Source organism: Yoonia sp. I 8.24, assembly GCF_022096995.1.
Taxonomy (GTDB): Bacteria; Pseudomonadota; Alphaproteobacteria; order Rhodobacterales; family Rhodobacteraceae; genus Yoonia.
In genome coordinates this window covers 160770-174020 of record NZ_JACXGQ010000007.1, presented here as the reverse complement: position 1 = coordinate 174020, position 13251 = coordinate 160770, and the positions used below count along the sequence as shown (strand labels likewise).

18 protein-coding genes are annotated in these 13251 nt (G+C 56.2%); 12 read left to right on the top strand and 6 right to left on the bottom strand.

The window, feature by feature from the left end; translation table 11 throughout:
- Positions 1-89 precede the first annotated feature (89 nt).
- Complete coding sequence (locus Yoon_RS14755; protein ID WP_238113204.1) at positions 90-797, top strand: tyrosine-protein phosphatase; 708 nt, start codon at positions 90-92, stop codon at positions 795-797.
- Here Yoon_RS14755 and Yoon_RS14750 read toward each other — a convergent pair.
- Both Yoon_RS14750 and metG read right to left on the bottom strand, forming a co-directional pair.
- Positions 794-1507, bottom strand: a complete 714-nt coding sequence (locus Yoon_RS14750) for an acylneuraminate cytidylyltransferase family protein (protein ID WP_238113202.1) — start codon at positions 1505-1507, stop codon at positions 794-796. The genes Yoon_RS14755 and Yoon_RS14750 overlap by 4 nt on opposite strands.
- A 10-nt stretch (positions 1508-1517) precedes the next feature.
- Positions 1518-3230, bottom strand: coding sequence for a methionine--tRNA ligase (metG, locus tag Yoon_RS14745; RefSeq protein WP_238113200.1), 1713 nt, complete (start codon positions 3228-3230; stop codon positions 1518-1520).
- Between the two features lie 130 nt (positions 3231-3360).
- On the opposite strand from metG, the gene Yoon_RS14740 reads away from it, so the two are divergent.
- The gene (locus Yoon_RS14740) at positions 3361-3825 is read left to right on the top strand and encodes an outer membrane protein (protein ID WP_238113198.1); all 465 of its coding nucleotides are present in this window, start codon (positions 3361-3363) and stop codon (positions 3823-3825) included.
- A gap of 92 nt (positions 3826-3917) precedes the next feature.
- Complete coding sequence (locus tag Yoon_RS14735; RefSeq protein ID WP_238113196.1) at positions 3918-4961, top strand: aldo/keto reductase; 1044 nt, start codon at positions 3918-3920, stop codon at positions 4959-4961.
- Positions 4962-4996: 35 nt separating this feature from the next.
- Here Yoon_RS14735 and Yoon_RS14730 read toward each other — a convergent pair whose 3' ends face one another.
- Complete coding sequence (locus Yoon_RS14730) at positions 4997-5440, bottom strand: GNAT family N-acetyltransferase (RefSeq protein ID WP_238113194.1); 444 nt, start codon at positions 5438-5440, stop codon at positions 4997-4999.
- Positions 5441-5687: 247 nt separating this feature from the next.
- On the opposite strand from Yoon_RS14730, the gene Yoon_RS14725 reads away from it, so the two are divergent.
- Genes Yoon_RS14725 through Yoon_RS14715 form a run of 3 tightly spaced genes read left to right on the top strand, consistent with a single transcriptional unit; the run spans position 5688 to position 7399 of the window.
- Positions 5688-6236, top strand: a complete 549-nt coding sequence (locus Yoon_RS14725) for a lipocalin family protein (RefSeq protein ID WP_238113192.1) — start codon at positions 5688-5690, stop codon at positions 6234-6236.
- A complete protein-coding gene (locus Yoon_RS14720; RefSeq protein WP_238113190.1) occupies positions 6233-6478 on the top strand; it encodes a hypothetical protein in 246 nt (81 codons plus the stop codon). Before Yoon_RS14725 ends, Yoon_RS14720 begins: the two co-directional genes overlap by 4 nt.
- A gap of 18 nt (positions 6479-6496) precedes the next feature.
- Positions 6497-7399, top strand: coding sequence for an EamA family transporter (locus tag Yoon_RS14715; RefSeq protein ID WP_238113188.1), 903 nt, complete (start codon positions 6497-6499; stop codon positions 7397-7399).
- Here Yoon_RS14715 and Yoon_RS14710 read toward each other — a convergent pair.
- The gene (locus tag Yoon_RS14710; RefSeq protein ID WP_238113186.1) at positions 7396-8070 is read right to left on the bottom strand and encodes an NUDIX hydrolase; all 675 of its coding nucleotides are present in this window, start codon (positions 8068-8070) and stop codon (positions 7396-7398) included. The two genes, Yoon_RS14715 and Yoon_RS14710, sit on opposite strands and share 4 nt — an antisense overlap.
- A gap of 22 nt (positions 8071-8092) precedes the next feature.
- Positions 8093-8482, bottom strand: coding sequence for a DUF983 domain-containing protein (locus Yoon_RS14705; protein ID WP_238113184.1), 390 nt, complete (start codon positions 8480-8482; stop codon positions 8093-8095).
- Positions 8483-8681: 199 nt separating this feature from the next.
- Between Yoon_RS14705 and Yoon_RS14700 the strand changes: the two genes are divergently transcribed.
- The 4 genes from Yoon_RS14700 to Yoon_RS14685 all read left to right on the top strand — a co-directional run bounded on the left by Yoon_RS14700 (position 8682) and on the right by Yoon_RS14685 (position 10642).
- Entirely contained in the window at positions 8682-9173 is a 492-nt protein-coding gene (locus tag Yoon_RS14700; protein WP_238113182.1) for an EF-hand domain-containing protein, read from the top strand.
- A gap of 72 nt (positions 9174-9245) precedes the next feature.
- A complete protein-coding gene (locus Yoon_RS14695) occupies positions 9246-9833 on the top strand; it encodes an RNA polymerase sigma factor (RefSeq protein ID WP_238113180.1) in 588 nt (195 codons plus the stop codon).
- On the top strand, positions 9820-10176 hold the full coding sequence (locus tag Yoon_RS14690) for a hypothetical protein (protein WP_238113178.1): 357 nt from the start codon (positions 9820-9822) through the stop codon (positions 10174-10176). Before Yoon_RS14695 ends, Yoon_RS14690 begins: the two co-directional genes overlap by 14 nt.
- Positions 10169-10642 (top strand): periplasmic heavy metal sensor, encoded by a 474-nt coding sequence (locus Yoon_RS14685; protein WP_238113177.1) that lies wholly within the window; start codon positions 10169-10171, stop codon positions 10640-10642. Before Yoon_RS14690 ends, Yoon_RS14685 begins: the two co-directional genes overlap by 8 nt.
- Here the strand turns inward: Yoon_RS14685 and Yoon_RS14680 are convergent.
- On the bottom strand, positions 10639-12021 hold the full coding sequence (locus Yoon_RS14680) for a diguanylate cyclase (protein WP_238113176.1): 1383 nt from the start codon (positions 12019-12021) through the stop codon (positions 10639-10641). The two genes, Yoon_RS14685 and Yoon_RS14680, sit on opposite strands and share 4 nt — an antisense overlap.
- A gap of 90 nt (positions 12022-12111) precedes the next feature.
- On the opposite strand from Yoon_RS14680, the gene Yoon_RS14675 reads away from it, so the two are divergent.
- Both Yoon_RS14675 and Yoon_RS14670 read left to right on the top strand, forming a co-directional pair.
- Positions 12112-12390: a DUF3572 domain-containing protein gene (locus tag Yoon_RS14675; RefSeq protein ID WP_238113175.1), complete on the top strand. Its 279-nt coding sequence runs from the start codon at positions 12112-12114 to the stop codon at positions 12388-12390.
- A 63-nt stretch (positions 12391-12453) separates the two neighbouring features.
- Entirely contained in the window at positions 12454-13152 is a 699-nt protein-coding gene (locus Yoon_RS14670) for an HAD family hydrolase (protein ID WP_238113174.1), read from the top strand.
- Positions 13153-13251: the final 99 nt, after the last annotated feature.

Below are 13251 nucleotides of genomic sequence, written 5' to 3'. Positions count from 1 at the left end.
TTTGACGTGGCGGAGCAATTGCACAGATTGATTGCAAAACGCGCGGGTATGGTCCAAGTGACATGCGATTGCCCTATTTTGGACCCGTGATGATCCGCCGTATACACAGATATCTGGAACGCAAAGAGCAAAATTTGCGTAAATCATTTGGGCACGACATCACTGACCCAAAGGAACGTAGGCGTTCCATGGTGCATTTCAATTGGCTCGACCACGGGGTCTTGCGCCTGCATTGGCATAATTTCGAAGAATTTGCTCCGGACGCATATCGGTCGAACCACCCAAATCACAAACGGTTCGAAGCTTATGCTGCGATGGGCATCAAAACTGTGTTGAACCTACGCGGCGTTGCAAAGCAACCGCATTACCTGTTCGAGGTCGAAAGCTGCGAACAGCTGGGCCTGACTTTGGTCAACTGCCAGATGGCTGCGCGCCGCGCGCCCAAAGTCAAAGAGTTGATCAAGCTATTGGATTGCTTCGAAACCATAGAACGGCCGTTCTTGATGCATTGCAAATCGGGCGCCGATCGCACAGGGTTGGCTGCCGTGATTTATCTGGTAGTGGTCGAAGGCAAGGCGTTGGAAGACGTGCGCAAGCAGCTGAGCTTTCGCTTCTTGCATATCCGCAAGACTAGCACAGGGGTTCTGGATCATTTTCTGGATGTTTACGCGGCCCGCAACGCGCAATCGCCGATTGCCATCGATGATTGGATCAAGACAGAATATGATCCAGCCGCGTTAACGCAAAGCTTTGCCGAAAAGCAGGCAAAACTACGGTTCTGGCAGGGCTGGCGCTAGGCCGGTGGGCGCAGGTCATCCGCAATTTGTTTACCCATCAAATACTCAATCACGTCCCAATCAAACGGGCTGTCCACATCTAAGCTGCGTTCATTCGGGACGATCAGCGGGATCACGTGGCCTTCAAACAGGCGTGTCGCTGTGCGCAGATAGCTAGGCTTGACGACATAGACCAAGCCGACGTGATCATAGACCATCGGGGCTTGCTGGCGGGCGACGACGCCGTGGGGCAGGGGTTTGGATACATGCAACCCTCCCGTCTCATCGGTTTCCAACATGTTGAAATAAGGGTTCTTGCGGCTTTCGCAGCAAGACATCACCATATCCGGCTGTTCTTTCGCGAAAAGGTCCAGCCCGGCGTCAACGTCTTCGGGCAGGCGCAGTGGTGACGTGCAATCGAGGTCTAAGAACGCGTCCGCCGGTCCGGTTTGTTTTTCAACCTCAAGAAGCGCGTGTTGCCAGACATCCCATTTTGCTGCCGTATCGGTGGCCAGATGGTCCGGGCGCAACCCAATATCAAGTGCGCCACGTTTCAGCCCATGCGCGTACATCTTTGGACAATCAGTAGAGACAACAACATGATCGACACGGGCGTTGTCGAACAATTGGTCAAGCGCCCAATCAATCAGCGGTTTGCCATGCAAATCGCGAAAATTCTTGCCCGGAACGCCCTTGCTGCCCGCGCGTGCGCCGATATGCCCGATGATCATGGTTGTCTCCTTAGTCGCGTGTGCCAGCGAACCGCGCAGCCCATTCTTCGCGTTCATCATCCGTGATTTTGCGGAACAGGTTTTCAGGTACAGTGAATGCATGGCCTGCGGGCAGTGTTTCCAGCGCTGTGGTCACATCGTTAGGCCAGCTGTTGTCTTCCGTCTGCATTGCTGCGATCATTGTTGCCGCTGCATCGGGGATGAACGGCGCTGAAAGCACCGCGTAAATCCGGATCAGGTTCAACGCGAGCCGGATTTGCATCGCGGCTGTTTCTGGGTCCGTCTTAAACGTGGTCCACGGCGCATTTGCTTGCAGGTATTCATTGCCCAGCACCCAGATGGCACGCAACTCGGCGGCCGCTTTGCGCACCTCGGTGGCTTCCATATGCGCCTCGTAGGCGCGGATTCGGGTCGTAAGATCGGTGATCAATTGCGTTTCCGCCGCGCCGTATGTGCCGCCTGCGGGGACATCCTCAGAGAATTTTGACCGACAAAACTTAGTCACGCGGCTAACAAAATTTCCCAGAACGTCGGCGAGGTCTTTGTTCGTGTCAGTTTGGAAGGTTTCCCACGTGAATTCCGCATCTGACGATTCAGGGGCATGCGACAAAAGCCACCAACGCCAGTAATCTGAGGGCAGGAGTTCAAGCGCTTGGTCCATGAACACGCCGCGCCCGCGCGAGGTGCTGAATTGGCCGCCGTCATAATTCAGATAGTTGAACGATTTGATGTAATCGACGAGTTTCCACGGCTCTTGCGTGCCTTTGATCGTCGCGGGGAAGGACAGCGTGTGGAACGGCACGTTATCTTTGCCCATGAACTGGGTGTAGGTCACGTCATCGGCACCTTTGTCAGTGCGCCACCAGCGTTCCCAATCGGTGCCTTTGCCGGCATCCTCCCATTCTTGGGCGCAGGCGATATATTCAATCGGCGCGTCGAACCAGACGTAGAAAACTTTGCCTTCCATGCCGGGCCATTCGGCGTCACCGCGTTTGACGGGCACGCCCCAATCAAGATCACGGGTGATGCCACGATCCTGAAGACCATCCCCATCGGTAAGCCATTTTTTGGCAATCGAGGTGGTCAGGATCGGCCAATCCGTTTTGCTGTCGATCCAAGCGGCCAGATCGTCTTTGAGTTCAGATTGGCAAAGATACAGGTGTTTGGTTTCGCGGACTTCCAAATCGGTTGACCCTGAAATCGTGGAATGCGCGTCAATCAGGTCAGTGGGGTCTAGCTGTTTGGTGCAATTGTCACATTGGTCGCCGCGCGCAGATGTGAAGCCGCAGTTGGGGCAGGTGCCTTCGATATAGCGGTCGGGCAGGAAGCGACCGTCAGCGACGGAATACACCTGTTCTTCGGTCACTTCGCGGATCAGGCCCATATCGGCCAGACGGCCAGCAAAGGCTTGGGTCAGTTTTTGGTTTTGCGGGCTGGAGGAACGGCCAAAATGGTCAAACGAAAGGCGGAACCCATCGGCGATCTTGGCCTGCACATCATGCATTTCGGCGCAGTAGTCGGCCACGGGCTTGCCTGCCTTGGCGGCAGCCAGTTCGGCAGGGGTCCCATGTTCATCGGTCGCGCAAAGGAACAAAACTTCGTGACCGCGCGCACGCATGTAGCGCGCAAACAGATCTGCGGGCAATTGGCTGCCAACAAGGTTACCAAGGTGTTTGATCCCGTTGATATAGGGGATTGCAGACGTAATGAGGTGACGGGCCATCTTCGTTTTCCTATCAATTTGGGCCTATCTAACGGGGCTTGCGTCCAGATGCCAGATATACTGCGCAATCACTGGTCTTGATGGGTGATCTGAGGTATTATGGCGGTAATAAACAACGATGAGGCAGGCAATGAAAACGATCATTTTAGGCGCAGCTTTGGCTGTGGCGGCGAGTATGGCATCCGCGCAAGATTTCTATGCAGGTGGTGCGCTTGATTATGCATACCCGCATTCTGGCGATACGCAGACCTCTGCGTCGCTGATCGCCGGTGTTGGTTTGGGTTACGGCACCTTTGGTTATGGCGGTGAATTGGAAATTGGCGGGCATATCGCGGGCGACGCAGATTACAGCACCCGGCGTTTGCGCGCCTTGGGAACCTATGACTTGGGGGCCGTTGAGGCCTTGGCGTCTGGCGGGATCACCAGCTATGAAAGCGATGGCGGGAATGCGTCTGGCTTTAACTTAGGTGTTGGGGTGCAGACAGACTTCACCAACAAAGTGAGCCTGCGCGCGGAATTCATTCGCGATTTTATGGATGACCACACCACTGACGCGGTGACAACGACCCGTGTTGGCGCATTCTATCATTTCTAGAACCAAACAACGGCAAGATCGGTTGCGACGGGTCTTGCCACCTGCGTTTTAGGGATTAGTTTGCTTTTGAACGCAGATTTGAAAGTGAACTCATGAAAATGCTTAACCTTGGTCGCACCGATATTGCGGTGTCAGACTGGTGCCTAGGTACAATGACCTATGGCAACCAAACCCCACAAAGCGACGCACACAATCAAATCGATATGGCGTTAGATGCGGGGATTAATTTTCTTGATACTGCCGAAATGTATCCGGTGAACCCGATTAGCGCCGAAACCGTGGGCCTGTCTGAACAGGTGATCGGAAACTGGATTGCCAAATCAGGTCGCCGTGATGAGGTGATCATCGCCACGAAAGTATCTGGAAACAACCCTGGTTGGGTGCGTGACGGCAAGGGCTTCGACGGTGGCAATATCCGTGAAACCGTTGAGGCATCTTTGAGGCGTTTGCAGACGGATATGATCGATTTGTATCAGCTGCATTGGCCTGAGCGTGGATCATATATGTTCCGCCAAAACTGGACCTATGACCCCTCTGGCCAAGATCGCGCGCAAACGCTGGATCATATGATGGGTGTGCTGACCACTTTTGGTGAACTGGTTGCCGAAGGCAAAATTCGTGCGGTGGGGACCTCAAACGAATCTGCCTGGGGGATGACCAAATGGGTTGATCTGGCCGAGGCCGCCAGCCTGCCGCGCATGGTATCCGTGCAAAACGAATATTCATTGATGTGCCGTATGTATGATACCGATATGGCCGAAATGGCGGTGAATGAGGACGTGACATTGTTGTCGTTTTCGCCATTGGCCTGCGGGTTGCTGACCGGGAAGTACCAAAACGGCGCGATCCCCGAAGGCAGCCGCCGGTCAATCGGCCCAGAACTGGGTGGGCGCATGACCCCGCGTACTTTGCCCGTCGCGCAAGCCTATCTTGATTTGGCTACGCAGCATGGAGTCGATCCGGTGCATATGGCCATGGCATGGCAAGGTTCGCGGCCTTTCCCAGTGTCCGCGATTTTCGGGGCGACGACATCGGAACAGTTAGCGCATATCATTGCGGGCAAAGATGTGGTGCTCAGCGATGCGTTGATCGCTGAGATCGATACGGTACACCGCGCGCACCCGATGCCTTACTAAGGGAGGTGGATCAAGATCCACCCTACGGGGTGGGTCTAAAGTCTGATCTGAAATCGTGGCCCGGCTGTCGCAGTGATTTCATCCCAACCCATCGCCCGGTAGGCCTGCGCGGCGCTTGTGTTGTTGGGCGATGTGCCAATCGTCAACCGTATCGCGCCTGTTGCGCGTGCGTGCGATTGGGCCGCTGCGATCAGCCTGCGCCCGATGCCTTGGCCGCACCACCCTTCCACGACAAATAAATGCAATATATCGATACTGTCGCCCGTGTTCATAGGCCGCCAGTGGGTCACGAGGGTCGCAAACCCGACAGGCATGTCATTTTCGCGCGCAATGAGCCCCATCAGCGGACCATCAATGAATTGCGCGTGAATGTCTGCGACCCCACGCACGCATGTGTCGCCGTGATGTGCGCAAAGCGCGCAAATCATATCCTGCAGCGGGGGGAGGTCGGTTGGTGTAACGTTGGTGATCGTGATCATTGGATTTGTCCATTGCGTGTGCCGCAAGGGGACAATATTTCCTGACACCCTTGCGGGCGTGTCCGTATCTATATCAAAAAAGACCCGGTCGCCGCGATATGGGGCCGGGGTAATAAGGGGCTGCGATTTGACTGCGCGTATCCATAGGGCAGCCTTGCCGGATGACAGGGCGCTTTGTCAAGATTTGTGCCTTGCCGCCGCACCACATTTGCGAGACTGTCTGCGCAATTATAACACGGAGCCTACGATGCTACTTAAGTTGACTCGCGCTGTTTGCGTGCCGCGTGCTGTGGTTTTGCTCTTTGCCTTGGCAGGGTGCGCCGCTCCGACTGTTTACCGTGATGCAACGGCGCCGATCTCATCAACGGCGCTTTTTGAACCCGCCCGCTATGCCGGGCGCTGGCACGAAGTGGCCCGGTTCCCGGTGTCTTTTCAAAAAGACTGCGCAGGGGCAACGGCAGATTACGGCGTGCAACCTGACGGAAGCCTGTCAGTGTTGAATATTTGCCGCAATGCAGATGGTACAGAACGCACCCGGATTACAGGCAGTACCGAGGTCGTTGGGCCGGGGCGCTTCATCGTGCGCTTTGATGGGGTGCCGTTTGTCGCAGCGGATTACTGGGTGCTTTGGGTCGACGAAGGCTACCGCACCGCCGTTGTTGGCAGCCCAAATGGCACGTCGGGCTGGATTTTGAACCGCGATCCTGAGATACCCGCTGATAGGTTACGCGCTGCGCGTGATATTTTGGAATTTAATGGCTATGATATTAGTCAACTGATGGAGATTACCCCGTGAAGAAGCTTGTTTTGGGATGTGTGATGTTTTTGGGTGCCTGTGAAACCGGCGGCGCGATGGGCGGAAGCCCCGGCATGCAAGAGCATCTGGTGATCGGCAATCGCATGACATTCGAACAGTGTCGCGCCCGTGGCGGTTTGATCATACGTGACCAAGGCAGCCCGATGGTCGCCTGTGATCCGTCTGTGCGCGGCGAACCGGTGCCTGCGGATGAATTTAGTCATCCTACTGCGCAGGGTTAATGCGCAGTTAACCCGGTAATGGAACTCTGGGTCCCGATCACGCTGGCTGCTGCGACCGCACAGGCGTTGCGGTTTATGCTGCAAAAACATCTGCGCGGGATGCAGCTTTCTACGGCGGGCGCGACCTTTGCGCGGTTTATCTATTCTTCGCCATTGGTCATGGTGATTGCGGTGATTTATGCGCGCACATCCGGGCAGGGTGTGCCGCAATTGCCAGCAGCGTTCTGGCCCTATGCAATCGCCGGGGGCGCGTCACAGGTATTGGCAACCATGTGCGTGGTGGCCTTGTTCAGTCACCGCAATTTTGCAGTCGGGATAACGTTTAAGAAAACCGAAGTCCTGCTGAGCGCGTTGATTGGCTTTGTGATCTTGGGCGATGTGGTCACGGGATGGGCGATTTGCGCGATGCTGATCGGGCTAGTGGGCGTGATCTTACTTTCTGATCCACCCAATGCGACGGGGGCTTGGCACCAACGAATTTTCAACAAAGCAACGGCATTGGGGCTTGGGGCCGGGCTGCTGTTTGGCGTGTCTGGAAATGGATATCGTGGCGCGTCGCTGTCATTGGATGCGGGCGATGTATTCTATCGCGCCATCGTGACTTTGGCGATCGTCACGGCGTTGCAGACGGTCACGATGGCGATCTGGCTCGTCTGGCGCGAAAGGGGTGAAATAACCCGCGTGTTTCGGGCGTGGCGGGTGGCCGGGTTGGTTGGGCTGACCAGCATGGTGGGATCGATCTGCTGGTTCAATGCCTACACGCTGCAGACGGCGGCTTATGTGAACGCGCTGGGGCAGGTGGAACTGCTTTTGTCGCTGGCCATCGGGTCGCTTGCCTTTGGCGAAAAAATATCACGGCGCGAATGGCAGGGAATGGTGTTTTTGGGGGTGAGCATCTTGGTTCTGGTATTAGTCGCTTAAAGTGGGGGTTTTCCACCTAAACGGCTGACCAATCTTGCCTCATCATTGTTGCGAAAGAAAGGGACGGTTGCAGCGCGCTCTCCCGATGCGATTTGTGCGTTTAGTTCGGCCAGTACGACTTGGGTGATAAAGGGCAGATCAAACTTGCGCGCTTGGTGCAGTGGCACCCATTGAAGAAAGGCCAGCTCATCTTCGGCCTTGCTAAAATCATCTAGATCGGTGGTGAGCGCATCCGCGTCGGCCAAGAAAAACCGCGCATCAAACCGGCGTGGGCGGCCAGGTGGGGTGATGGCGCGAAACAAAAATTGCAGCGCCGAGCCGTTGGGCTGATGCCCAGAGGCGGCAAACCCGCGCCAGCCCTTTGGGGGATTGGCCCAATCGGCGCGCTGTCCTAAGATATGTCCGGTTTCTTCCCAAAGCTCGCGGATCGCTGCGGCGGCTAGCGCCGCAGGTGGGCGCGTGCTGTCTTGCGCAAGCCGGGCGGCTTCCGTTTGCGGCAATGTGACGGGGACCTGCGCGTCTACGGGGTCAACCGCGCCGCCGGGGAAAACAAATTTACCGGGCATAAATGCCGCCGACGCGCCGCGTTGCCCCATCAGCACAGATGGCGTCGTGCGCGCGTCACGCAGCACAACAATCGTGGCTGCATCGCGGATGTTGCTTTTATCCATCTTATCCCCGTTTGGCCGGGGTTTAGCTATCTTGTCCAAACCCGTGCATGCGGCGTGCCCATTGAATTGCCACGATCATGCCCTTGAGCCGAGGCAAAAGAAAGAGCGACAAAGCAATCGCACCAACTGAAAGCGTGGTGGCCATTACCATGGGGCTGGGTTCCCACATGACCCACATAAAGTGGATCGCAAAGCCGATGATATGTGCCACCAACAAGATTGTCAGATAGGCGGGGCCGTCATCCGCGCGGTGGTGGCTCAAGGTTTCATTGCAGTGCGGGCAATGGTCGACAACCTTCAGATAGCCGTCGAAAATATTGGCTTCACCACAGTTGGGGCATTTACAGCGCAGCCCGCGCAGAATTGCAGGTTTGCTTGGGCGTTCCATCGGGAAAGAATGTGCGTCAGACATTGGGCTTGCTCCAGAGTTTCAACAATTACATCGTCTATTCACGCCCCTTTGAAAAGGGGTTTAGGGCGGGTTGCGGCGCCGTGTCACGCAGCCCCAAAAGAGATTTCTTACGGTTTTGCGACGGAAATGATTTGTGCCTGCGTTGAAGAAGGGTCTGCGGCAGAGAACTGTCGCACTAAACCTTAAGTGAGGAATGAAAATGAAAAAGACTATTTTGATGGCAGCACTTCTTTCAGGCGTCGTGATGACTGCAGGCGCGGTTTCGGCACAGCCGGAACAACGTGAACGCCCAGATTTCGCGACACTCGACATTGATGGCGACGGTGCGCTGACAATGGAAGAACTGCAAGCACGCGGCGAAGCGCGCTTTGCAGATGCTGACACTGACGGCGACGGCGCATTGAGCGCTGAAGAGCTGACCGCCCAAGCGAACGCACGCTCTGAAGAACGCGTGGCCCGTATGATCGAACGTATGGATGAGAACGACGATGGTCTTATCCAAGCCGACGAAATGAAACCCCGCGGTGGCGAACGCCGCGAAGGTAACATGGAGCGGATGTTCGAGCGCGTGGATGCCGACGAAGATGGCACAATTAGCGCGGAAGAATTCGAAGCTGCGCAAGAAAAGATGCAAGAACGCGGTGAACGTCGCCAAGGTCATGGCGACGGCCATGGTCGCGACAACAACTAAACCAACTGCTTTGGCGGGGGGCTTCCCCTCGCCAATTGCGAAACGCTGTAAATATCGGTAGCACTAGACTTTATGAACGCGATGCCCGACCTTTTTGCAGGCGCCCCCGACGAGGCGCTACTGATTGCATTTGCCAATGGTGATGCACAGGCTGCGCAGGCGTTGACCGAACGGTTATTGCCTAGGGTTCTGGCGCAAGCGACGCGGATGTTAGCCATTCAGGCCGAGGCCGAAGAGGTCGCGCAAGAGGCGATGATCCGCTTGTGGAAGCAGGCCCCCGATTGGCGGCAAGGCGAAGCACAGGTGAGCACATGGCTTTACCGTGTTGTGTCAAACCTGTGCACAGATATTTTGCGAAAACGACGCGGTGGGGTCTCGCTGGACCAGATCGCGGAACCAACAGACGGCGCACCAAGCGTGGTGCAACAAATGCAAACAAACGCGCGGATGCAGGCGCTGTCAGACGCGCTCGCGGCTTTGCCCGAACGTCAGGCGCAGGCCGTATCCTTGCGGCATCTCGAGGGGCTGTCCAACCCTGAGATCGCAGAAATTATGGACACAAATGTGCGGTCAGTCGAAAGCCTGACGGCACGCGGGAAACGGGCGCTTGCTGCAATCATGGCAGGGCGCAAGGCAGAACTGGGGTATGATGATGACTGATCGTAATGACGACATCCTAGAAGATATTTTTGCGCAGGCTCGTGCGGTTGCGCCGACCCCGTCAGATGATTTGATCGCGCGGGTGATGGCCGGGGTTCCGGTGCCGCAAGTGGCATCACAACCCGCGCCGCGCCGCAGCCTGGGTCAGCAAGTGCTGGACATTTTGGGCGGTTGGACGGCTGTCAGCGGATTGGTCACAGCGACCTGCGCTGGGGTCTGGATCGGGGTTTCACCACCGGAGTCCGTGCAAGATTACACGGCGACTTATTTTGGCGATGAAATCAGCGTGAGCCTATTTAGTGAGGAAGCGATTTTCGCGACGGGAGATTTTTTCGATGGCTGATGACAAAACAAAAAACGGGCGCGTCATGCGCATCGTGCTGGTGACGTCTTTGGCGTTAAACCTTGCGGTGGCTGGGCTTGTCGTTGGATCGTTTGCCTCGGGACGGGTGGGCGATGGACCACCGCGGAGCTTTGACCTTGGTATTGGCCCGATGGCACGTGCTTTGGCGCCCGAAGATCGGCGCGAAATCGGTGCGCACCTACGTGAAGCCCGCCCCATGGGGGACTACAATCCCCGGCAACAGGTTTCGTTGATGATTGCGACCTTGCGCGTCGATCCATTTGAACCCGAAAGCTTGCGTCGTCTTGTCGAGGAACAGGCGCGCCATAGCAGGCAAATTCAGACCGTGGCCCAAGATGTTTTCATCAACCACATCGCGGCAATGACCGCTGATGAGCGCGCAGGTTTTGCAGATCGTTTCGAAGCGGAGCTTGTGAACCTACGTGAGCGCCCCAAGCGCGACTAGCTGGCCATAGCAACTTGATCGCGCCCTGCGGATTTTGCCGCGTATAAAGCGGCGTCCGCTTGGGCGCAGATCGTATCAGCGCGCGCGTCTTTTGCCTGTTTGTCGCGACTGATGGCGACCCCAACCGATATCGTGACGGGCAACGGCGGATAGGCTTCGCCGATGTCAAAAGGCGTGCTGTTGATCAGGGCCAGAAGCCGATTTGCAGTCGTCTGTGCCTGCGGCGCCGTGGTGCCCGGCAGTGCGACTAGAAATTCTTCGCCGCCGACGCGCGCAGCCATATCAACCGCGCGGATGTTATCCTTAAGCCGCTTCGCCAATTGTTTAAGCACTTTGTCGCCCGCAGCGTGCCCATAGGTGTCATTGATGGATTTAAAGTGATCAATATCGACCATCATCACCGCCATAGCGTCCCCAGAAATCTGTGCGTGTTGCGCCATGCGCGCCAAATGCGGGTCAACGTAGCGCCGGTTGAAAAGCCCGGTCAGCGGATCGGTCACGGCGGCTTGCAGGCCATCGCGCACCGTATCGCGCAATCGGTCATGCAACCGCTTACGTTTGATCAGTTTGCGCGCCCGCAAAACGATTTCATCACCCGATGCAGAGACCATCACAACGTCATCAGCCCCCAAATCCAAGAACATAGCCGCCATATCAGGCGCGTCGTCGGGCACGATAATGAGCTGCGTTGATTGGCGGGTATCTGGGCGCGCCCGCAAGTCGGATACAAGCCCGAAAAAACGTGCTGGTGCCGTCATATGGGTGCTTGCGTCAATGACATAAAGCGCATGTGACGGCTGCGCCTTGCGCGTGCGTAGGGCTTGGTCGGGGTCCATGGCACGCACAACGTGGCCCAAACCATGGGTCAATGCCGCCAAAAGAGCGCCATCGGGCTGTTGGGTCGCTGACAAAAGCGCGACATTTGCCGCAGTCTCAAAGGGGGTGGTCGCCTCTTCAAAGCCAAGGGCGCTGCTGGTCCCTTCGCGCAGCTGTAATTCTTGATGGGTACTGTGAACCCGTAACAAGCTACGGATGCGCGCCAGCAAAAGCGCGTCATTCACCGGCCGCGGCATGACATCATCGGCTCCGGCATCAAGCGCTGCGAAACGGGCTTGGCTTGTGTCGGTTACCCCCATTGCGATGATTGTGATGTTTTGCGTGTCCGGATTTGATTTCAACGCGCTGCAATAGCTTTCTAGATCCAGCGCGGGGTCGCCAAAGCTAATCAGTATGAGGTCGGGGCGGTGTTTGAGAATATGGGCATCGGCCTCGGTCCGGTTGGCACATGTGTTGACGCGAAATTGCGCGGCGGACATTTTAACCTTCATCACGATACGATTGGTCGCAACAGAATCGATGATCAATATACGTCCTGGCATTTTCAAATCCTCCATGAGGTCGCCCATTTCATGCAGACAATTTGAACGGTATTGGTTAAGAAACAGTTTCTGTAGGATTAAGGATTGCAGATGGATCACGAACAGGCACAGGTCATCGCGTTGCAAGCATTGGCATGGTTGGTAGGCAATGATGAACTTTGCCCAGTGTTCTTGGGGGCAACAGGCGGGTCCATCGACGATCTGCGTGCTCGCGCGGGCGATCCGGCCTTTTTGGCAGCCGTGTTGGAATTCATCACAATGGATGATACTTGGGTCGTAGCCTTTTGCGACAGTGTTGATTTAAAATATGAAATGCCGTTGCACGCACGTTATGCACTGCCGGGTGCCGAGGCCGTGCATTGGACCTAATCCCCGATTGACTTTACTGTCTGGCCAGAGTGATCTGGCGGAAATCACCCAAAGGGGCGGCACATGATCAAAGGTATCATTTTCGATAAAGACGGGACTTTGTTCGACTTTAACGCGACATGGGGCGCTTGGACGCAGCAGATGCTTGCCGCCGAAGCAGGCGGTGATCACGTTAAGTTTGACGCGTTGGCCGATGTCTTAGGATATGATGCGCAGGCGAACCGGTTTGTGCCGGGCAGCATCGTGATCGCCTCGACCGTAGATATCGTGGCGGACCATATCTTGTCGGTTTTGGGGGATGTGGACAAGGGCGCATTGATCGCGCGTATGAACACGGGCGCGGCGCAGGTCACGCAGCAAGAGGCGGTGCCGCTGGCCGCATATTTCGCATCGCTCGCGAGATTGAATCTGAAGCTTGGCATCGCCACAAATGATGCAGAGGCCCCGGCGCTACAACATTTGGAACAGGCTGGCGTGAACGGTTATTTCGATTTTATCGCGGGCTATGACAGCGGATTTGGCGCAAAACCAGAACCGGGCCAATTGGACGCATTTTGCACGACAACGGGGATTGCCGCAGCGCAATGCGCAATGGTCGGCGATAGCACGCACGACCTTGTCGCGGGGCGCGCGGCGGGCATGAAAACGATTGGCGTGCTCACTGGGCCCGCGCCGCAGGCTGAGTTGGCGCCACTTGCTGATGTTGTACTGCCTGACATTGGTGCGATTCCCGGATGGTTGCGTGCTGAACGGCTGATCTGACATTCTGGTAAGGCGTTGAAGAGTGTTCGTGTGTCGCGAATTGCCACGTCTTCGTCATGATCATGCCCGGTTGATTGCTATGATAAGGCCAATCAGGAC